The sequence below is a fragment of the Micromonospora auratinigra genome, assembly GCF_900089595.1.
Lineage (GTDB): Bacteria > Actinomycetota > Actinomycetes > Mycobacteriales > Micromonosporaceae > Micromonospora > Micromonospora auratinigra.
In genome coordinates this window covers 684,942-705,223 of the sequence record NZ_LT594323.1, presented here as the reverse complement: position 1 = coordinate 705,223, position 20,282 = coordinate 684,942, and the positions used below count along the sequence as shown (strand labels likewise).

Genomic DNA, 20,282 nt, shown 5'->3' with positions numbered 1-20,282 from the left:
CGGCGGCCCATCAGTCGAACGGTTCCCTACGCCGGAAACGCCTGCCGGACCATCGCGTTCGCGTCGTCCTGCGCCACGCCCGAGGCGGCCAGGAGGTCGCTGGCGGCGGTGCGTACCTGCGCGACGACGACGCTGCCGGAGAACCCGACGCCCTCGCGGTAGGCCTGTCCGGCTCGGTGGACGGCATCCAGACTGCACAACCGGGCGCGTTCGGGCTCGCGGCCGCCCGCAAACTCGTGGCGCAGCAACCGCACGGCCCGCGCCAGCATCGACACCGCCTCGGGCAGCGAGGTCGGTATCGGTTCGGCGTCTTCGATCATCGTCACGGAACGGCGTATCAAAGCACCGCTGTTGCGCATCGCGCGGTCGATCGGTTCGGCCGCCGCCGCGTAGTGGCGCAGTACGCTGCGGCGGCGCCGCCAAGAGTACGGAGACAGGGTGGTGGCCTCGCGGGCCCCCTCGACGGCGTCGGTCAGCGCCTGGACCTCCGCCTTGTTGCGGCGCAGTCGGTGCATGGCGAGTTCGGCACGGCCGGGATCCCGGTCGGTGAGGGCGTCCGCGGTGCTCTGCAACTGCTCCGCCAGCATGTCCAGGGCCGGCCGCGCCGCTCGGTTGATGACCCGCAGCGGATTGAGCGGCAGCAGGACGGACGTCACGAACAGGGCCGACCCGCCACCGACGAAGGCGTCCACGAACCGTGGCACCTCGAGGTTTCGGACCGTGGGGCTGAGTGTTGCGATCAACACGGCGGTGGCGGCCGCCTGCAGCACCACGCTGGGGCTGCCACCGAGGATCAGGGCAGCCATGATGGCGAGGAAGACAATCACCCCCAGCTGCCAGGGGCCGGTTCCGACCAGATAGAGCAACACGTCCCCGACGAGGATGCCCAAGGCGATACCGACCACGAGTTCCACCACCCGACGCACCCGTTGGCCCACTGATGCGGCCAGCGTGCCGACCGCCACCAACGGCGCGAACACGGGATCGGGATTGTCGAGTACCAGGCGGGCCAGCAGCCAGGCGAGCACCGCCGCGAGGGCGGCCTGCGCCGCCAGCACGGCCCCCACCCGCACCCGCTGCGTCCGGTCCCGCGCGGTCGCCACGAACCAGGCCCCGATCGACCTCCGCGAACCCTGTGCCATCGCCCTCCACCGCCCGAGACCGAGGAACATCCCGTCACCGCCCACGACGAGTACCCGGGAGGCGGGGTCTCGAACGGCGCGCGGAACCTCGGGGTGCTCGGGACATGAGTCCGCGCCCCGCGGGTACCCGAGGCCGCGTGTCCGACGAGGAACGGCGGCAGTTCTTCACTCAGCTGGCGGGGCGCGCCGGACGGTTCGTGCCCCCCCGGGCCCGTGGCGTGGTACGGATCGAACTGCACGCCGGCCCCGACATCGAGTGCTGGACGGTGACCATGCGCGGAGCCGAGGTCAGCGCCACCCGGGAGCCCGTGGTGGCCGACCCCGACGCCGAGATGATGCTGTCCGCGGCCCTGTTCGACCGGCTCGTCCGCGGCGAGTCCTCGGCCCTGTCGGCGGCCCTGCGCAACGAGATCACCTTCGCCGGTGACCTGGAACTGCTGCGGGTGTTCAGCCGCTTCTTCCCCTCGCCATCCGGCGCCGTCGACCCGCGGTCCGCCCACCGGCGGCCCCCGGCGACCGCCGGCTCGTCCCAGTGGGAGGCCCTCGGTGGAACTGATCAGCATCCTTGACGGAAACACGTTCCTGGTCAGCACCCGGGACGGTGACATCGATCCGTCGCCCGACTACCCGTCGGGTCTGTTCTCCAACGACACCCGGTTCCTGTCCACCTGGCAACTGACTCTGAACGGCGAGCGGCTGCACGCGCTCTCGGTCGACGAGCAGGAATACTTCATGGCCCGCTTCTTCGTGGTGCCGGGTCGTCCGACGCAGTACATCGACGCGAAGCTCTCCGCCATCCGACGCAGGACGATCGGCGGCAGCTTCACCGAGGACCTGGCCATCCTCAACCACACGCAGGACGAGGTACGGCTGACGGTACGGATGGAGATGGACAGCGACTTCGCCGACATCTTCGACGTCAAGGACCCGCAACAACCCAGGGGCGCGAAGGCGGCGACCGTGGTCGACGGCGCCCTGCGGCTCAGCTACCAGCGGGACACCTTCCACCGGGAAACGGTGATCACCAGCAGTGAGCCGGCCGCCGTCGACGACCACGGCATGACCTTCGACATCACCGTCCCACCCCACGGTGAGTGGAACACCCAGTTCCACGTCCAGCTCGTCCTGGGGCCGCGCAAGCCCGAGTACCAGAAGCGCGTCCAGGCTCCCCGGGCCCGGCCGGTGGACCGGCTGCGGGGGGAACTGCGCGAGTGGGTCGACAACGCCCCACGGCTGGGCGACGGCAGCCCGGCCGGGCTGGTGGACGCGTACCAGCGCAGCCTGGTGGACCTGGCCGCGCTGCGGTACACCTCGATCACCATGGTCGCGGACCTGATCGCCGCCGGACTGCCGTGGTTCGTGGCGCTGTTCGGTCGGGACAGCATCTTCACCTGCCTGCAGGTCATGCCCGTCGCCCCTCAGCTCAGCGCGCCCACGATCGGCATCCTGGCCCGTACCCAGGGCAGCCGGCTCAACGATTTCCGCGACGAGGAGCCCGGCAAGATCCTGCACGAGGCCCGTACCGGCGAATCCGCCGCTTTCGAGGAGCAACCGCACTCGCCCTATTACGGCTCGGCCGACTCCACGCCGTTGTTCGTCGTCCTCCTCGACGAGTACGAGCGATGGACGGGCGACGCCGAGACGGTACGCGCCTTCGAGTTCGAGGCCCGGGCCGCGTTGGACTGGATCGACACCTACGCCGACCTGCTCGGCAACGGCTACATCTGGTACCAGACCCGAAATCCGGAGAAGGGACTGGTGAACCAGTGCTGGAAGGATTCCTGGGACGCCATCTCCTACGCCGACGGGCGCCTGGCGGGCTACCCACTGGCCACCTGCGAGCTGCAGGGCTACGCGTACGACGCCAAGATGCGCGGTGCCCGGCTGGCCCGGACGTTCTGGAACGATCCCGCCTATGCCGCGCGCCTGGAGCAGGAGGCCGCCGAGCTTCGGGACCGCTTCAACCGCGACTTCTGGGTGGCCGACGGCGGCTACTACGCGCTGGCCCTCGACGCCGATGGCGGGCAGGTGGACGCGTTGTCGTCGAACATCGGGCATCTGCTGTGGAGTGGGATAGTGCCGCCCTCACGCGCCCGGCGGGTCGCCGACCTGCTCATGAGCCCTCGGCTGTTCTCCGGGTGGGGGGTACGGACGCTGGCCACCGACGCCGGGCGGTTCAACCCGCTCGGATACCACGTGGGAACCGTCTGGCCCTTCGACAACTCGATCATCGCGTGGGGTCTGCGCCGCTACGGCTTCGCTCGCGAGGCCGCCACCATCTGCAAGTCCATGATCGAGGCGGCGGGGTTCTTCGATGGTCGCCTGCCGGAGGCGTTCGCGGGGCATGATCGTTCGCGGACGACCTATCCGGTGGAGTATCCGACGGCCTGCAGCCCGCAGGCGTGGTCGTCGGGGGCCATTGTGCTGTTCCTGCGGGTCCTGCTGGGTCTCGATCCGGACGGCGAGAACCTCATCATCAGACCCCACATCCCCGATGGGATGGGCCGGATCGAGTTGCTGAACATCCCCGGCCGCTGGGGGCGCCTGGACGCCCTCGGGCGCAGTCGTCGGGGCTGAGCGCACGACCGCCGCAGGCGGCTGCCCCCCGACGTCGTCAACCCGTCCGATGAGCCACCACATCCCGCCGTCTCCATCGGCCCGTAATCGAACCGTCGACCGAATGACGAGCGTGTATCCGGGAAACGGGTCATGGACGACGATGGGAAGCGATCAGTTGGGCACGCGAAGAAACCACGCCATCAGGTGGATGGTGGCGCTGGCGATCCTGCTGGTGGGTCAGGTGATCTGGCCCGGTCGGGGGGCCGCCGACCCCGAGTGCAATTGGACGGGACCGGCCTTGAGCCTGCCGGCGGTGCGGACCGCGTGCGGGCCGTGGCTCTCCGTACCAAAGGGAGGTGACCCGCTCTACCTGCATTTCCGCCAGGGCAAGGTCGTATTCAAGGGCAGCGTACAGTGGTGGGCCGAGTTCTATGTGCCACCGCTGCTGGCGCGTACCGAGCAGACCCCGCCGCAGGCCGGCTGGCCCTTCGTGGAGTGGGTCAGGGTCTGGGACGACAAGAACGAGTCACGGTGCTCCTTCCGGTACTACTTCGCGTACGGCACCGGCCGGAGCTGCGTCCTGAACTCGGTGTCGACCTTGCAGACGGGTTCGGCCGCGGAGATCTGCCTGCTCTATGTGAAGGACGGCAAGCCGCCGGTGTGGCAGAGGTCGGGCAGCATCTCGTTGGGAACGTCAGGGGGTGGTGAGCCCCCGGACCCGAATGAGTCCCCGGGGGGCCCGGCACCGAGGTGCGGCGGCTGAGCGGGGCATCCCGGTACTGAGTCGTCGGGCCGGTCACGACATGATCGTTGACCGGTCTGCGGCATGATCGTCGGGCGAGTTCCCGGATGATCGGGCGGTTCGCTGGGCCTGCCGGTCACCGGGAACTCGCTGTGTAATGTCGCCCGCCTGGGTCTGATCCTGGTGCCCGATGTCCGGTAAATGGAGACGTCGGACGTCACCCTCCCGGGGGCCACCGACCGTTCGCAGCCGGCCCGGCATCCGCCTGCCCGTGCCCGAGGCCCACCGGTGCCACTGAACGCCGCCCGACATAAGGCCGGAGTCCGCGATTGCCGGCGCCTCTCGCCCGAGGTTGCCCGACGGCGCCCGAGGCACTGACCGCGGCACAGCGGGGCCCGAGGAAGACTCCTCGGGCCCCGCCGAACCTCACCTGTGCGGCAGCTGCGTCACGTCACTCGCTCAGATGTAGTCAGTAACCACGTCCGTCATGACGGGTGTCAATATCCGACCAGGCACTGATTTGGGTCGTACGGATCCACTCCCCAACTTTGGTGACCGTTGTTGTACTCAGGGCCGTGCGCGGCTGTCACCTGAGCCTTGGCGGCCTTGAGTGCTTCAGCCTCTTGCTCGGCCCAGACAGAAACGACGTAGGTCAGCCAGTCAGGCTCCCACGGCCACTGGTACTTCGTTGCACAGAACTTGAACTCTCGAGTTTGGTCCGTACACCCGGCCGTGGTCGGGTTGGCGACAAACGTAAGGGTCCAGCCGGTCGGACCGTACTGCTCGGTGGCGAACTCGCGCGCCTGGGCTTCACCGAGCGTCTGGTTCTCGTCCAGCGTCGGGATGTAGCCGTCGGGGATGTTGGGTCCGGTCAGGCAGAAGACGTACCAGTTGATCACCGGCTGGGTCGGCGGGACCCACGGCGTCCCCGGAGCCGGCGGCGCCGGGATGGGGTTGCCCTGGCTGTCCAGCGGGACGTCCAGGACCTGGCTGTACGGCACCCGACGCCACAGGTCGGCGCCCGTCAGGTCGGTGACCGCGAGCGCGCCGGTCGCGGGGTCGGTCACCATGGGGAAGTTCCAGACGTCGTGCAGGACGTTGCCGGTCACGACGGCGACGACGTTGGAGCCGTTCCGGGTCACCGCCGGGGCGTCGGACGTGGCGGCCCCGGTGCCGGGCGGGACCAGGTCCCACTGCTGGCGCCACGCGCCCAGGTTGCCGATCGCCGACCGGTACCTGATCTCTCCGGTCGGGCTCGCCGCGTCGCGGACGAGAATGTGCAGCACCCCACTGTTGACCGTCACCGCGGGGGCGTGGCCGGTCCGGGTGGTCAGGCTGACGTCGGTCCAGGAGGTCCCGCCGTCGTCGAACGACCCCAGCCGTCGGTACTTGATCTTGCCGTCCTCGGTGCCGCCCTCCGCCCTGGCCACGACGACCAGGTCGTGGTTGAACTCCACGGCGCCGACCGCCTTCTTGGTGGTCAGGCCGCTGAGCGGCTCCCAGTGTCCGACGCTGAACAGGGGCGTGCCCTGCAGCCAGTACACCTGCGAGTCCGCGCCCGGACCGAACGCCTGCAACGCCCCGTGCCAGACGGTCAGCGTCGGAGCACCGATGAACTGTCCGCTGGCACCGGGCGCGGGAGCCTCCGACCAGACGGCGTCCCACATCTTGGACTCGACGTGGAAGCGTTGGGTGTACATCTTCTTGTCGGCGGCCACCACCGCGACGTAGATGTCGTTGCCGTAGGTCGCCGCGGCCGGGGCGAAGTCCGTCTTCACCTCCATGCCGGACGACGTCTTGCCGGGGATGGGCGCCCACCCGAAGCTCTGCCAGGAGTCCGCGCTTGCGGACTGGTGGCCGATGCTGGCGTACACCCGGGAGTCGCTGATCTTGCGCGCGATGATCATGTTGTCGCTGGAGGAGCCCATCCTGGTCACGCCGACGCCGTCGGTGCCCTGCAGCGCCCGGTCCTGCCACGGGTCGGGGTTGAGGAACGACTCCTGCGGCAGGGTGGTGGTCCAGTCGGCTCCGTCGGGCGCCGGGCGCAACTCCGGTAGCGCGTCGCTGTCCGGCACCATGCTGAAGATGTCGCTGGTGTAGCCCTCAGCCGTCGCGATCTTCAACGTGGCACCGTCGGTGCTCCCGTCGCTGCCCGGGACCAGGGCCGTGACGCCGACCGTCCGGTCCCGGCCGATGACGTACATGTGCAGGGAGGACGCGTTCGATCCGGCCACCGAGACGGATACGGGCGCCAGGCGGGTGGCGACCATCGAACCGGTCACCCACTTGCCGAACACCGGCGCGCCGGGCGTGGTCTCCACCAGGTTGATCGCCTGCACCCGGTCCCCGAGGGTCGGTGTGGTGCCCTTCACCGCGATGGAGAGCACGTTCTGACCGGCTCGCCCGATGCTCGGGCCTTCGAGGTCCTGGTAGGCCATTCCCCCTGGCACGGGCTGCCAGTTCGGTGCCGTGTCGGGGGTGAAGTCGGACCAGACGAGGCTCGACGTCGCCTGTCCGGCGGTCTTCTTGCCGACGACGACCTTGGTGCGACCGTTCAGGTAGGCCGCGGCGGGGCCGCCGTACCCCCGGTTGTCGTCGACGGTCGGGCCCCACGCCTTCCACCGCTCCCAGGTGGCGGTCCCGGGCTGGGTCGGCGTCGACGGGGACAGGATCAGCCGGTTGTAGTAGATCCCGCCTTCGGAACCCCGGGCGAACACGGTCATCTGCGAATAGTTCTGCCCCGGCGCGCCGTCGACGGCGATGGACGGGCCACTGCCGTAGAAGCCCGGCTGCGTGCCGGGGGCCTCGACCCATGAGCCGAACGTGCCGTCGGGAAGATACGAGTCGATCATCACCTTGCCGCCGGAGGTGACCGCGATGACGATCTTCTCTTCCGGGCTGTTCCACGCGCCGTCACTGTGCAGCAGCGCCACAGCGGGCCGGTGATCGGTGGTCATGCCGCCGGGGATCTCGCGCCAACCCTTGGAACTGAAGACCATGCGGTCGCCGGAGCGGCCCCCGGTGTTGTAGAACAGCCGGCCGTCCGGGCCCTGGACGACCACGAAATCCTGGCCGGACTTCTCGAACAGCGGCGCGGAGGCGACAGCTTTCGCGCCTGCCGGAAGGTTCTGGTCCTCGGTCACCGCGACCGCGCGCTGCGGGTGACCACTGAGCACCGCCAAGCCGACGGACGCGACAACGAGACTGAGCAACGCGGCGACACCACGCCGACGCCTTCGTAGGAGCATGTCTGTCTGATCCCTTCTGCGGCCACGTCAACGTGGTCGGTTGCGGAGGTGGCCCGCGGCGCTGATCTCGGCGACAGAGCCACGTGTGATGATTGGTGTCGACGCCCTCGCACCACCATTCGGCAGATCACTCAACTTCCCGCCGGAGGACGCCGACGGGACCGGGCACGTCGTCGGGCCGCGGCTCGACCTCCGCCCGCGGTGCCGCAGGACCCGACCAGCCGCACGGTCGAGCCCGCGGCCCACGTGCGATCCGTGCTATCTCGTCTGCCGGACGGACCCCTCGATCAGTCGCACCAGTTCGGCACGGGTGTCGATTCGCGCATACGCGTCACGGAGTCGCTGCGCGCCCCGCCGGAACGACGGCTCCCGCAGCACCCGACGGATCGCCGTGCGCAGGGTGTCGTCGCCCGGCGCGGCGGAGCGCAGGCGAAGACCGGCGCCGGCATACGCGACCCGGGCCGCGACCTCCGGCTTGTCCTCGGTCGCGCCGGCCACCACCAGCGGTACGCCCAGCGACAGGGCCTTCTGGACGCCGCCGTATCCGCCGTTGGTGACCATCACGTCGGTGAAGGGCAGCAGCTCGCTGTGCGGCACGAAGCGGGCGGCACGGGCGTTGCCGGGGAGCTCGCCGAGAACCGACGGGTCAGGCCCTCCGGTGGTGACGACGACGAACACCTCGTCCTCGCTGAGCACCCGCATGGTGCGGCCGACGAGGTCGTCGAGGTTCTCGTTCGCCACCGTGCCCTGGGTGACGTGCACGACCGGGCGGGCCCTGGACGTCACCTCGCCCCACCAGGCGGGTGCGGCGAACGGGGCGCTCGGGTCGTCGGCGAGCGAACCCACGAAACGAACCTGGGGAGGCAGGTCGCTGCGCGGGTATTCGAACTCCGCGACGCCGTTCTGCAGGTGCAGCAACGGGGAGATCGTTGCGAAGGGCGGCACGTCGGTCGGCGGGAGCGCGATGCTGGCCCGCAACTGCTGCCAGTGGTTGCCCACGTCGCGCAGTACGACGTTGTCCATGAGGCTGTACAGCAGTCGGTTGCGCAGCCGCCCCAGCGTGGTCGCGGACGGCGACAGGGCGCTGCCGAACGGGGCGGTGTCCCGGCTGGGGATCGGCAGCGGGCTGATGCCCACGGAGATCCAGGCGATGCCGGTCAGCTCGTGCAGGGCGGAGGCGCCGACGAAGCCCATGTCTGCGATGACGGCGTCGGGCCGCAGCCGGCCGGTCAACTCCCGTAGGTCGGCGACCTGTTGCACGACGGGGTCGAGGAACAGGTGCTTGAGGTCCCAGCGGATGCCGGCGAGGCCGGTCAGGGCCTCCCGCTCCGGGTGGTCGTGGCTGAACTTCGCCGCCTGCCGTTCGAGTTCGGCGTGCATCGGTAGGTGGGTGGCGCCCGTCGCCACGACTCCGTCACGGAAGTCCCGTCCGGTGTACCAGTCGACGACGTGTCCCGCGTCGACGAGAGCGCGAGCGATCGGTTTCAAGGGGTTCGTGTGCCCGGCGATGGGCACCGAGGCCAGGAGGAAGCGTGCCATGCCCGTACTACGGAGCAACTCTGGGCTTCGGTTCCCTGCCCCGCACCCGCCGGGGTCCGGGCTCGCCGAGGTGGCCGTCCCGGGCAGAGGCGGTCCGGTCCGCACCGCGGTCGACGCCCGCCGCGCCGTGCTCCCCGGCAGCGGCGTCAGATCCTCAGACCAGGGAGCCGACCAGGGTCAGGATCGCCTCGAGGACTTCCCTGAGCTGCCGCAGGACATCCTCGTCGGTCACCAGCCCGTCCGGCCCCACCGCGGTCCTGTCCACCGGAACCAGGAACCCGCCCGGGCGCAGGACGTGGGCATCCACGTAGCCGAGCACCTTGGTGAGCTCGGCGTGGGCCCCGGATCCCCGGCCCGACTGCGCCACATTGATCCAGGCGACCGGCTTGCGGTAGAGCTCGCCCCCACCGACCGTCCAGTCGATCAGGTTCTTCAGGCTTCCGGGCAGGGCGCCGGCGTATTCCGGGGTGCAGAAGAGCACGGCCGCCGCCCGGTCGATCTCGCTTCGCAGTTGTTCGGCCGCCGCTGCGGCGGCATGCTCGCCGACATCGGGGCTGAACGCCGGAAGCGTCGACAGTCCCCGGTACAGCGTTGCGGTGACACCCACCGGAAGTAACGTTTGCACCGTCCGGAGTACCGCGGTGTTGGTCGATCCCGTCCGGGTGCTTCCCGATATCAACAAAAGGTGTGAGAGCACCGTTTCCTCTTCTCGTCAGACGCCCCACCGTCGCCGCGGCGCCAGATGTCGGCCGCGGCGGCGCGGGGCGTGAACGCCAATGGCCACTCGGTTGTCGGCGGATCAGAATCGACTAGCCGTCTCGCAGATGCGCCAACCGGCTCGCCAGATGACGTTGGGCGCGGAAGGTGCGACTCTTGACGGTGCCCAAGGCGATGCTCAGGGCCGCCGCGATCTCGCTCTGGGTCATGCCCTGGTAGTAGGCGAGTTGGAGGACCTGACGCTCGTCCGGCGGCAGCCGTTCGAGCGCCTCGCGGACCTGCCAGACCTGCCAGGTGGCGTCGAGCGAGATGCCCGCGTCACGCAACTCTGCGGCGCTCGACCAGCTTTCGTCGAACGGCACCTCCGAGACGATCTTCCGACGCCGCCGGTAGATGTCTACGGCCGCGCGACGGGTGATGGCGTACAGCCACGGCTGGATCTCGCGGGACGCATCGAAGCGGTCTGCGGCGCGCCACGCCTGCACGAATGCCTGCTGCACCGCGTCCGCGGCCAGGTCGCGGCTGCCGAGCACGTTGTACGCGGCAGCGTACATCGGCCCCGAGAAGCGTCGGTACAGTTCGTGCAGGACCAGTTCGTCACCGGCGGCGAAGCGTCTTTCCAGTGCCAGGTCGTCGTGTTGCGTGTCAGTCATGACGAATGTGCTGCAGAAGTCGACACTTCCGCGCCCTCCAATAGTAGTAATTGCCGGCCCCAGTCTGCTGAGGGCACTTGCTGGCCACTTTCAGCACGCTTTCAATCGCCCCGGTACCGTGCGGATCGCTACCGGGGCGCCGGCAGCGTCGAGTGGCGTCGGGACAGACCCGTACGCCGTTCGCCTGACATCGCTGACGGACGACCGCGCGTCGCGACGCCCGCTCGTCGAGCCGTCGCGGCTCAGCTCAGGCAGCCACCTGCCAGACGGGCTTCACCGCGCCCAGTGCGATGACCGGCAAATCGGCGAGGTCGACCGCCCAGCCCTCCAGGGCCTGCGCGTGCCGCTCGCGGAAAACGTCGGCTTCGCCGGCCTGCTCTAGCTGGTCCTCCGCGTAGCACTGCACAGTGTGCAGGAGCGAGTGTCCCCGCATGCCGGGCGCGGGATCGGCCCGCCGGCTCACCAGAGACTTGTCCACGAGCGACGCCAGCAGAGCCGGGATCTGACCGGGCGGCAGGGTGTCGTCGGCACACACCTGCGACGCCCACGTGACGGAGAACCATCCCGCGAAGACCGACAAGCGTCGGAGCAGCCGTTGTTCGTCGGCCGCGAGCCGGTCGAAGGACCAGGAGACGGCCGCGCGAAGGCTACGGTGGCTCGATCTGTCGGTGCGCCGACCGCTTGCCAGCCACAACAGGTCGGCGACTCCGGCGGAAACGGAGACTCCCAGCGTGGAAACCCGGCCGGCGGCCAGTTCCAGTGCCAGCGGCAGCCCGTCGAGCCTGCCACAGATGACGGCCACCGTCCTCAGCACGTCGAGGTTCTGTTCGTCGATCGGTTGCCCTGCGGCAGCGATCCGGTCGAGAAAGAGTCGCACCGCGGGCGCCAGCCCCTTCCCGGCCTGCACCGGCAAGGGCGATACGTTGATCACGTACTCGCCCTCCACGGCGAGGCGCTCCCGGCTGGTCACGAGAACCCGCGCCTGCGGACAGGACCGCCGTGCACGGGCGACCAGCAGCGCCACCTCGTCGACGACATGTTCGCAGTTGTCGAGCACCAACAAGGTTTTGGGATTGTTCACGGCACGCAGACCGGCTTCGGTGACGCCTCGCGGCCCCGGGGAACACGGACCGAGCGAGGCGGCGAAGTGCTGCGGCACGTCGGCACCGGTGTCGCAGCTCGAGAAGTCGACCCAGCGGACCAGGGTCACCTCGGAGGATCGGGCGCAGAGCTCCTGCGCCAGCCGGCTCTTGCCGACCCCGGGGGGACCCACCAGCGTGACCGACCCGTTTCTGGCCAGCGCCCGGTCCAGCTCGTCGAGTTCGGCCTGCCGGCCCACGAACGAGGCGACCGCCGAGGAATGCGGCGCTGGACCTACCAGCCGCGGTTCGGCCACGGCGGTGGGGCCGGCCGGGGCAACCGATTCCTGACGAAGCAGGGACAGGTGGAGATCCTCGAGAGTGCGGGACGGCTCACTGCCCAACTCCTCGGCGAGCACCTTTCGCAGCCGTTGGTACAGGGAAAGCGCCTCGCTGGTCCGGCCCTCCAAGGCAAGGGCGCGCATGGCATAGCCGTATGGCCTCTCACGTAGCGAGTCCTGACTGATCAACGCTTCCGCGTCCGCGACCGCCTGGGTCGTCTCCCCGACCGCCAGCAGCGCCGCTATCCGCTCCTCCAGCACCCCGCCGCGAAGCTGCTGGAGCCGCACCGCCTCGGCGTGCGCGAAGGTGTCGGCGAACTCCGCGTACGCCGGCCCTCGCCACCGGGCCAGGGCCGCGTCGTATCGATGCAGCGCCTCCTGCGGATTCCACCGCAGCAGTTCCCGGCCCTGCAGCGTCTGCCGCTCGAACATCTCGGCGTCGATCAGCTCAGGCGGAAGGTCGAACCGGTATCCCCCGCTGACGGTGGCGATGAGCTCTCCCAGCGGTCCGAGCAGGGTCCGGAGCCGGTGCATCTGGACCTGCAAGCCGGCGCGCGAGTCGCGGGGCCTCGCCCGGGTGCCCCACGCGTCGTCGACGAGGGTGTCCACCGACACCGCCCGGCCGCGGGCGAGAGTCAGACGGGCCAGCAGTGCTCGCTGCCGAGGGCTGACGACGGCCACCCGCACCCCGGAAACGCGTGCCTCGATGGGACCCAGCACCGCGATGTGATCCATGACATTCCCTACGTTGCGCCGCTCATCGCCGGCCGGCACCACCGTCAGCCGCCGTCCCCCGTCCGGGCCTCTACCAGGCGGCTGGACCGGCGCCCGGCCCCGGGCGGTGCTGTGCCAGCAAGTTTCGTCGGACAGGGTGTAGTTGACACTACACGACGTCCGCCGAATTACAAGCGAACGGTCACTGCCACGCTTGCGGGAACCCACCGGCTCCGGCCCCGCCCCGGGGTCGCCGGCCACACGGTGGCGCCCGTCGGCCCGGCTCGGCGCCTCGACAGCACGAGCGGGCGGCTGCCGCGCGGAGGGATTCCGGCGGCAGCCACCACCGCTGACCGGACACGGGCGGCTCAACGGCACGGTGCCGTTTCGCGGGAACGTGGAAGCGAAACCGGCACCGCACCGCGGATTTTCCTGCTCGGCGGTCAGCTCGCCTTGTAGAAGAGGGTGTTCCACCGGCCTCCGGCGACCTGGGTCCCGTCCGACTGGTCGATACCGATCACCGTGCCACCTCGGCAGATGTTGCGATGGTCATAGATTCCGTTGCTGTGGAAGAAGTCGCTGCGCCGGTCCGACCCGCGCCACACCTCGAAGCGGGTGAAGGTGGTGTCGAGGGGCCGGATGACGTTGAACGGGTCGCGGTAGTGCTTGACGCTCTTGACGGTCCAACTGACACCGGTGGAGAAGGGACCCTCGGAAGCGGGCGGGGTCGCCGAGTGACGGGCGATCTTGGTGTATCCGACGTAGGAAGTCAGCAGGTTGTTCTCCTGCAGCACGTTCCCCCAGATGCCGCGATTACCAGTGGCAGGGGAGTCGAGATATGTCAGGTCCCGCATTCCGCCCCCTTTCAGATAGCCGTCGCCGAAATGCCACCAGGACCGCGCGCTGTCGTTCTCCTGCGGCACGGCGTCCACGGGCAGCGTCCACGGGGACGGCTCGTACCACGGGGCGACGGCTGTGTTGGTGGCCTTCCAGGGCAGCGGTGGACCAGCTGTGTACCGCTGCGCGGAGGCGGTCCAGGTGAACTGTCGGAAGAGGCCGCCGGGACCCGCGTCGTCGGAATGGTTCTTGTCGGTGCGAAACACCTGGAACGAGGTCAGCTCCGGATCGACGAGCCGCACGAAGTTCACGCCGCTCGACCCGTGGCGGAAAGCCAACGCCGGGTCACCGAAGGCTGATCCGACAAGTCCGCCGCCGACGGAGCCGGCTGCGTCGACGCCCAACCGCCAGTAGAAGTTGACGAATCCCTGATATCCACCTGCCTCGATGGGCCATGCGGGAAAACTCGGCCCTACCGCCTGGGTCGAGCGGGTGTCACCCCCGACCACCGCGGCCGCCGCGGCCGCCGCGACCGTACCTCCGAGAACAGTCCTTCTGCCGAGTGCCACCATCGCCGTTCTCCTCTCTCAGGTCCGTGCGTTGCCGCAGGTGGGCTAATTAGCTGTCGGCCACCCACGTCCTGTCGGTGGTGAAGCTGCCGACGCTCGCCGAGACGCCGCTGATGCCGTCGATCTGCTGAACGTCGGCGACACGCCGGAAGTAGGCCCCTTCGTAATAGCCGCTGCCGTACTTGTTGTCCCGCTCGTCCACGCCTCGCCACACCTGGAACGAGTTCCAGTTGGTGTCCAAGGGACGAATGAGGGAGAAGACCCCTCTCATCTCGACGAGGCCCTCGTCGTTGACCTTGCTGCGGTGGATCGGCATCGTCAGATAACCCATCACCGTCGTGGTACGCGAGCCGGCCCCGACGGCGGCGGTGGTCGAACCCCAGAACTGACGGAAGCCGGTTCCCAGTTCGTCCTCGTAGAGGCAGTCGCTGCACCCACCTCGCTCCTCCCCCGAGTCCCAGCCGGCGAGGCGATACCCGAAGAGCGCCGGTCCGCCGTCAGACTCGGCGAAGCTGTCGCTGACCGGAAGATTCCACGGGTGCACCTCCGACGGCGTGAGTGCCCAGGATCCCTCGCTGCTGACGACGTACTTCCAGCCGTTGAACGAGAATGCGGTGACGTGACCGCCCCAGGCATCGCCGGCACCCGGCAGGCTGCGGAAGACGCGGAACGTGTCCAGCTTCGGATCGAGTGCCTGCACGAGGCTGATCCCGCCGATGCCCACCCCGAAGGCCAGCGCCGGGAAGCCGGCGAGGCTCGCCGCGATGCCACCGTCCAACCGCCAGGCGCTGGCCGGATCGTCCCGCCTGTTCAAGCGACACTTGAATTCCAGCACACTGTGCACACCACCGATGCTCAGCAGCCACGCAGACTGGGCAGAGGACGGAAACTGCATCGCAACTCCTTGGCGGACGCCGAACTGAACAGCTGCGCTCGAAAGGGCAACCGCGGGGCGGGCATCGGCGCCGCCGCGTTCGCGGCGGTCGCGCCCATGCCGCCCCGGGGAACCGCCGTGCGGCGGCACAAGGTCACGGCGCCGGTCTGCCGCGGGCGCGGATCAGCGCCTGACGCGGGTTCAGAGGTTGGGCGGAGCGGAGAAGGTGTTCTCTCCACCCGCGCTGAGCTTCCGCTGCCTGACGAAGGTGCCCGCCCCGACCTCGACGCGCATGAAGAGCTTGCTGTAGAGGTTCTGGAACCGGTATTCGGACTTGCCGCCGGCGGCCTGCCTGACGGGCTTCCACAGCTGCGAGGGAGTCTGGTCGAACGGACGGATGACCATGACACCGCCAGGCTCGGTGGAGTCTCCCGACACGTCCAGGAAACCGAACGCACCGCTCTCACTGCGAACCCGAATGGTGTAGAAGCCCGGGTGGGTGACCGACGGGATGAACTTCCACTCCGGCGCGGTGGCGGCGCTCTTCAACGACACGCCGCATTCGACGCAGGCCGCCATCAGCGCCTGCGCCGAGCGGGCAGTCGGCACGATCTTCCCGAAGGTGGAGGCGGAGGCGGGTACGGTGGTCGCCACCAGGCCTACCCCCACCAGCGTCGACGCTGCGATCAGGTGGGAGACAAATCGGTAACGCATCGCTGCCCTTTCTTGACGCGTGACAAGGAGTGGTGAGATCGAGGACCGGAAGCGACTCACCCGTGGAGTCCCGCTGGATTCCGTCCTGAAGTGCGGCTCAACGATCTCGACGAACACCACGCCCCCGTCACCGGGTTCGGTTCGCAGGGTCACGACACGACCTGGCAGAGGGACCGGCATGCGGGACATCGTCGCGATGATCCAGCACGATCAGGGCGTCGCTATCCACGCTCCCGCCCGTCGCCGGTCTTCACGGACTACATCGACTCCGTGCTGCTGGCCGTCGGAGAGGACTCCGCGACGCGCAAGGCCGTGGGGCAACTCGTGGCCGGAGTGGAGACCACACGCGAGGAAGCCACCGCCGCCCGCGCCGTCACGGGGTCGCTGCGCATGTGCCGGGTCCCGCGTCGGGCGTCGCGGGACGCGCCACCGGGCGATCCCGCCGCCCTGCGCATCCGATACCGCGGCACCTGGCTGACGTTGACCCACCGGCAGGGCGAGAACATCCGCCGACGAGTGGGACGAGGACGGGTGCCCATCGGCACGGCCAGCCACCGGAACGACCACCGCCCGGAGGTCCTCCTGGCCGATGCCGGTGGAGACCCGACAGCAGCCGCCATCGGGGGTCGCCGGCGGGCGTCGTGGCAGTGCAGCAGCAGTGCCCCGACGAGCAGCCCGGCACCGAGGAGACCAGTGGGCCGTAGGCGATCCCCGAGCAGCCAACTCGCCAGAAGGATCCCGACGAGCGGTTCCAGCAGCGCCATTAACGCCGCCGTACTGGCTGACACACTGCGCAGTCCCCGAAAGTACAGCGCATAGGCAATGGCGGTGGGGGCGCTGCCCAGGAGCAGCAGCAGTCCGATCGATGCCGGGCTCGGGGCGAAGGACAGGGCCGATGTCGAGAGGGCGAGCGGAACGAGCAAGCTCGCGCCGACCACGAATCCGAAGCCGGTAGCCGCGAGGTCGTCCAGACCGGTCACGGGTCGGGCGCCGATGAAGGTCATCACGGTGAAGCTGGCTGCCGACATCAGCGCCAGGACGACGCCGGTGACGACGCCGGCCGTACGGTGACCGCCGAATTGTGATCCGACGAGCAGGCCCAGACCGGCGACGGCCAGGGCAGTAGTCCCGACCACCGACCAGCCGATGCGCCGACGGCCGGTGAGCCACTCGGTTGTCATCGCCAGGATCGGTGACGTTCCGATGGTGACCAGGGTGGCGAGGCTGACGCTGAGGCGGGCCGCGGCGGCGAAGAAGCACGCCTGGAAGGCCGCCGCGAGGATACCCAGTGCGGCGATCCGGACCCAGGCTCTGGCACCGAGCGGCAGTCCCCGCCGGATCAGCACCAGCGGCAGGGCGATCAGCACACCGCCGACAGCGAGCCGGTAGGCGGCCACCGCCGACGACGACAGCCCCGTTTCGAGCGCCAGCAGCCGACCGGAGGGTCCACCGGTGCCCCAGAGCACGCCGGCGCACACCGGCAACCACCAACCACTGCTCGAGCGCCTGGTGACGCCCGCCGACGGTGTGTGAACACGCATGAAGATCTCTCCTGCGACGAGAGAAAAGAGGCCGCGGAAGCGGGCCGGGCCGGGCCGGCGGCACGGTGAGGGCGGGACCGGCGGAACAGGTCCGCAACCCGACCCGGGGTACGTGGCGGCCCGGGCTGTCGAGGGCCGGCTGATGCCGGTGCGCCCCTACCCCAGGGGCCGATGGGTCGAAGCGACCTCGGTGGGGTTCTGCCCGCCTGGACGTACGGCCCGGTGGCGTAGCCAGACGTACTCCCGTGGCTGGCCGGCGTTGAAGGAGTCCTGCTCGTCCTGCGGCACGTCCTCGAACCCGACCTTGCGGTAGAGCCCTAGCGCGGCAGTGTTGTCGGGCTCGACGCGGATGAAGACGTGAGGCGACGAGTCATACGCCACGGCGGTCAGCGCGGTGACCAGTTGTCGGCCCACACCGCGTCGCCTGCGCTGCGGATCGACGACGAGGTGCGCCAACTCGACCTCGTCCTCATCGGTCCAGAGCTCCCCGTAGCCGCACGCCACCCCGCCGACGAGCAGGACGTAGCGGAGCACGTCCTCGCCCACCTGAGCGGCACCCAGGCCCTCGTCGCCGACGAGCCAGGGCCGCGAGTACGGCGACTCCTCGGCCCACTGCCGCACCGTGGCAGCGAAGCCCGGCCCGAAGGGCACCAGCACCGCCGGGTCCGCGGCGGGCACCCCGCACAACGCCCGCTCCGCCGCACTCGCCAGGACCGTCGCGGCGTCGTCGGCCGTCAGACCGCGACCCGAGACTTCCAGGTCGATCGCCTGGAAGCTGCAGAGCGTCCAGAGCACGTTGGTCGCGTGCTCGACGTCGACCCCCGGCCGGAGCAGGCCGGACTCACCGAGCCGCCTGGCGAGATGCCGCATACCTTCGAGCCGGTCCTGCTCCATGCGGCGGACCGCGCCCCCCACCGAGTCCGGATCCAGGGCGTCCATCGCATAGAGGCGACGGAAGACGGGCAGGTTGGCCGCGAACATGCGCGTCCCGGCGACGATGCCACCACGGAGGTGCACCAGGGCGTCCTCGGCCTTGACCGCCTCGGAGAGCCGGGTCAGGCCGCTGCGCATCCAGAGATCATCGGCGTACGCGTCGAACAGTCCCGCCCGCGAGCCGAAGATGGCATAGACGGTGGAACGCACGATTCCTGCGTCCTGGGCGATGAGATCGACACTGATGGCCTGCGTGCGCTTCGAGCGCAGTCGCTTGTCCAGCGCCTCCAGGACCGCGCGGCGCGTTCGCTCCGCCGACTCCGCGCGCATCGTCTGGGTGTAGCTACGGGCCATGCCGAACCTCTCCACGGTGAGCGTGCTTGAACTTCACTGTACAGCATGTATTCTGTACTACATGCTGTCTGATGAAATTTCTGCCGACGATCACGCTCAGGTCGTCGTGGTCGGCGCCGGGCCCGCTGGGCTGCTGGCGGCCGCCACGCTGGCCCGCTACGGCGTGCGCGTCGCGCTCCTGGAACGCCGGCTCGAGGGCTCCGAGTTGCCCCGGGCCACCGTCAGCAGCACCCGGACCATGGAGGTCCTGCGCTGGCTGGGCGTTTCGGAGCAGGTACGCGACCGGTCCGACGCCGTCAGCATGACCATGTTGATGACGCACACCGCGGCGGATGCCGCAGCAGGCGTCACGCTGGACGTCGGCTTCCCGTCAGCCGAGCAGGCGGCAATCGTCAGCCCCGAAGGACCGCTCTGCGTGGCCCAGGACCAACTCGAAGCCGCCCTGCTGCAGCACCTCGCTCAGCGACAGGAGGTGAGCATCCGCCGCGGTTGGCAGGTGTCGGAGGTGGTGGAACACGCCGATCACGTGCTCGTCGTCGGCCGCGACGTCCGGACGAACCAGGCGCTGTCGATCCGCGGGGACTGGGTCCTGGCCGCGGACGGGGTCCGGAGCGCGGTGCGACAGAGCCTCGGCGTCGAGATGGTCGGACCGGCGGACGCCATGTCCGCCACCCAACTCGAGGTACGCGCCCCGATCTGGGACCTCGTGGGAGACAACCGGCACCTGATCTACGCGATCACCCACCCGGAGGGGGCCGGCGCGCTCTTGCCGGCAGGGCTCGGCGACCGCTGGATCTACGCACTGGACCACGGCGCCGATCGCACCCCGCCCACCCTCCAGGAGACCGTGGACAGGTTGCGGATCGCCAGTGGCAGCAAGGACCTACCGGTGGTGGCCCTCCGACACCGGCACACGCGCATCGGCGCCCAGATTGCCGCCTCGTTCGGCCGGGACCGGGTGTTCCTGACCGGGGATGCCGCCCATCGGGTGACGCCACGCGGCGGTACCGGACTGAACACGGCAATGGCCAGCGCCTTCAACATCGCGTGGAAACTCGCCTGGGTAGTGCACGGCTGGTCGTCCACCGACCTGCTGGCCAGCTACGAAGCCGAGCGGCGGGTCATCGCAGAGCACAACCGGCTCCGCTCGCTGGATCCGCAGGGATCGCTGCGGTCGGCCTCCGAAGCGCTCGTGGCCGATCTCGGTGGGCGCATCAGGCACCTGTGGTTGAGGCACCATCGGATGGCTTCCACGCTTGACCTGCTCGGCCCCGGCGCGACGATGTTCGTCGGCCCCGACGCGTCGACAACCTCCCGGGCCACCCGCCCTGACCTCGGTGGACCGGTCCCGGCACCGGTGACCGTGGTCGAACTCGACCCCCTGGCGGCGCAAGCGTTCGGGGTCGGCGCAGCCGGAAGCATCCTGGTCCGTCCGGATGGCGTCCCTTTGCCGTTACCGCCGACGACGACTCAGATGGAAGAGGGCCACGGCATTCTCGCCGAACACCCACTGCGCACGGTCGACGCCCGGTGACGGCGACTCGTCGATCCAACCGGCGCGCCGGCGACGCACGCTCGTCTGCCCCGGCGGGCCCAGCCGCGGCCCTGCGGAAGACCTCCGGGACGCCGGCCGGCGTCCGACAGCAGCGACCCGCTGACACCGGCATCCGCCAGATACGTGACCGGGGCATGTCGCACTCCCGAGGAAGTCAACGCACAGAGTGAG

The 20,282-nt window shown here is 69.5% G+C and carries 15 protein-coding genes; 4 read left to right on the top strand and 11 right to left on the bottom strand.

Annotated elements, in window-relative coordinates:
- Positions 1–26 precede the first annotated feature (26 nt).
- Positions 27–1,058: an FUSC family protein gene (locus GA0070611_RS03245; protein ID WP_407940408.1), complete on the bottom strand. Its 1,032-nt coding sequence runs from the start codon at positions 1,056–1,058 to the stop codon at positions 27–29.
- 221 nt (positions 1,059–1,279) lie between these two features.
- Between GA0070611_RS03245 and GA0070611_RS03240 the strand changes: the two genes are divergently transcribed.
- The 3 genes from GA0070611_RS03240 to GA0070611_RS03230 all read left to right on the top strand — a co-directional run bounded on the left by GA0070611_RS03240 (position 1,280) and on the right by GA0070611_RS03230 (position 4,464).
- Positions 1,280–1,711 carry an SCP2 sterol-binding domain-containing protein gene (locus GA0070611_RS03240; RefSeq protein WP_157740179.1) on the top strand — a complete coding sequence of 144 codons (432 nt, stop codon included), beginning with the start codon at positions 1,280–1,282 and terminating at the stop codon, positions 1,709–1,711.
- Positions 1,689–3,719 (top strand): amylo-alpha-1,6-glucosidase, encoded by a 2,031-nt coding sequence (locus GA0070611_RS03235; RefSeq protein ID WP_091657089.1) that lies wholly within the window; start codon positions 1,689–1,691, stop codon positions 3,717–3,719. Before GA0070611_RS03240 ends, GA0070611_RS03235 begins: the two co-directional genes overlap by 23 nt.
- 103 nt (positions 3,720–3,822) lie before the next feature.
- Positions 3,823–4,464: a hypothetical protein gene (locus GA0070611_RS03230; protein ID WP_157740178.1), complete on the top strand. Its 642-nt coding sequence runs from the start codon at positions 3,823–3,825 to the stop codon at positions 4,462–4,464.
- 476 nt (positions 4,465–4,940) lie between these two features.
- Here GA0070611_RS03230 and GA0070611_RS03225 read toward each other — a convergent pair whose 3' ends face one another.
- The 10 genes from GA0070611_RS03225 to GA0070611_RS30950 form a co-directional block, all read right to left on the bottom strand.
- Positions 4,941–7,655, bottom strand: coding sequence for a hypothetical protein (locus GA0070611_RS03225; RefSeq protein WP_167604398.1), 2,715 nt, complete (start codon positions 7,653–7,655; stop codon positions 4,941–4,943).
- A gap of 294 nt (positions 7,656–7,949) precedes the next feature.
- The gene (locus GA0070611_RS03220; protein ID WP_091657079.1) at positions 7,950–9,230 is read right to left on the bottom strand and encodes a glycosyltransferase; all 1,281 of its coding nucleotides are present in this window, start codon (positions 9,228–9,230) and stop codon (positions 7,950–7,952) included.
- Between the two features lie 154 nt (positions 9,231–9,384).
- Positions 9,385–9,927 (bottom strand): NADPH-dependent FMN reductase, encoded by a 543-nt coding sequence (locus GA0070611_RS03215; RefSeq protein WP_091657076.1) that lies wholly within the window; start codon positions 9,925–9,927, stop codon positions 9,385–9,387.
- A gap of 112 nt (positions 9,928–10,039) precedes the next feature.
- A complete protein-coding gene (locus tag GA0070611_RS03210; protein ID WP_091657073.1) occupies positions 10,040–10,600 on the bottom strand; it encodes an RNA polymerase sigma factor in 561 nt (186 codons plus the stop codon).
- A gap of 247 nt (positions 10,601–10,847) precedes the next feature.
- On the bottom strand, positions 10,848–12,755 hold the full coding sequence (locus GA0070611_RS03205) for an AfsR/SARP family transcriptional regulator (RefSeq protein ID WP_091657070.1): 1,908 nt from the start codon (positions 12,753–12,755) through the stop codon (positions 10,848–10,850).
- A 422-nt stretch (positions 12,756–13,177) separates the two neighbouring features.
- Positions 13,178–14,143 carry a hypothetical protein gene (locus tag GA0070611_RS03200; protein WP_157740176.1) on the bottom strand — a complete coding sequence of 322 codons (966 nt, stop codon included), beginning with the start codon at positions 14,141–14,143 and terminating at the stop codon, positions 13,178–13,180.
- A 46-nt stretch (positions 14,144–14,189) separates the two neighbouring features.
- A complete protein-coding gene (locus GA0070611_RS03195; RefSeq protein ID WP_091657062.1) occupies positions 14,190–15,035 on the bottom strand; it encodes a hypothetical protein in 846 nt (281 codons plus the stop codon).
- Between the two features lie 180 nt (positions 15,036–15,215).
- Positions 15,216–15,881, bottom strand: coding sequence for an RICIN domain-containing protein (locus tag GA0070611_RS03190; RefSeq protein ID WP_157740175.1), 666 nt, complete (start codon positions 15,879–15,881; stop codon positions 15,216–15,218).
- A gap of 104 nt (positions 15,882–15,985) precedes the next feature.
- Entirely contained in the window at positions 15,986–17,269 is a 1,284-nt protein-coding gene (locus GA0070611_RS03185) for a DMT family transporter (RefSeq protein WP_091657055.1), read from the bottom strand.
- Between the two features lie 156 nt (positions 17,270–17,425).
- A complete protein-coding gene (locus GA0070611_RS30950; RefSeq protein WP_167604397.1) occupies positions 17,426–18,571 on the bottom strand; it encodes a GNAT family N-acetyltransferase in 1,146 nt (381 codons plus the stop codon).
- 46 nt (positions 18,572–18,617) lie between these two features.
- On the opposite strand from GA0070611_RS30950, the gene GA0070611_RS03175 reads away from it, so the two are divergent.
- Positions 18,618–20,090, top strand: a complete 1,473-nt coding sequence (locus GA0070611_RS03175) for an FAD-dependent monooxygenase (RefSeq protein WP_157740173.1) — start codon at positions 18,618–18,620, stop codon at positions 20,088–20,090.
- Positions 20,091–20,282 lie beyond the last annotated feature (192 nt).

What these genes read in the sequence shown, in the direction of transcription:
- GA0070611_RS03230 (WP_157740178.1), top strand. Translation starts at nt 3,823, where the DNA reads ATGACGAGCGTGTATCCGGGAAACGGGTCATGGACGACGATGGGAAGC.
- GA0070611_RS03220 (WP_091657079.1), bottom strand. Translation starts at nt 9,230, where the DNA reads ATGGCACGCTTCCTCCTGGCCTCGGTGCCCATCGCCGGGCACACGAAC.
- GA0070611_RS03210 (WP_091657073.1), bottom strand. Translation starts at nt 10,600, where the DNA reads ATGACTGACACGCAACACGACGACCTGGCACTGGAAAGACGCTTCGCC.
- GA0070611_RS03205 (WP_091657070.1), bottom strand. Translation starts at nt 12,755, where the DNA reads ATGGATCACATCGCGGTGCTGGGTCCCATCGAGGCACGCGTTTCCGGG.
- GA0070611_RS03200 (WP_157740176.1), bottom strand. Translation starts at nt 14,143, where the DNA reads ATGGTGGCACTCGGCAGAAGGACTGTTCTCGGAGGTACGGTCGCGGCG.
- GA0070611_RS03195 (WP_091657062.1), bottom strand. Translation starts at nt 15,035, where the DNA reads ATGCAGTTTCCGTCCTCTGCCCAGTCTGCGTGGCTGCTGAGCATCGGT.
- GA0070611_RS03185 (WP_091657055.1), bottom strand. Translation starts at nt 17,269, where the DNA reads ATGCGTGTTCACACACCGTCGGCGGGCGTCACCAGGCGCTCGAGCAGT.
- GA0070611_RS03175 (WP_157740173.1), top strand. Translation starts at nt 18,618, where the DNA reads ATGCTGTCTGATGAAATTTCTGCCGACGATCACGCTCAGGTCGTCGTG.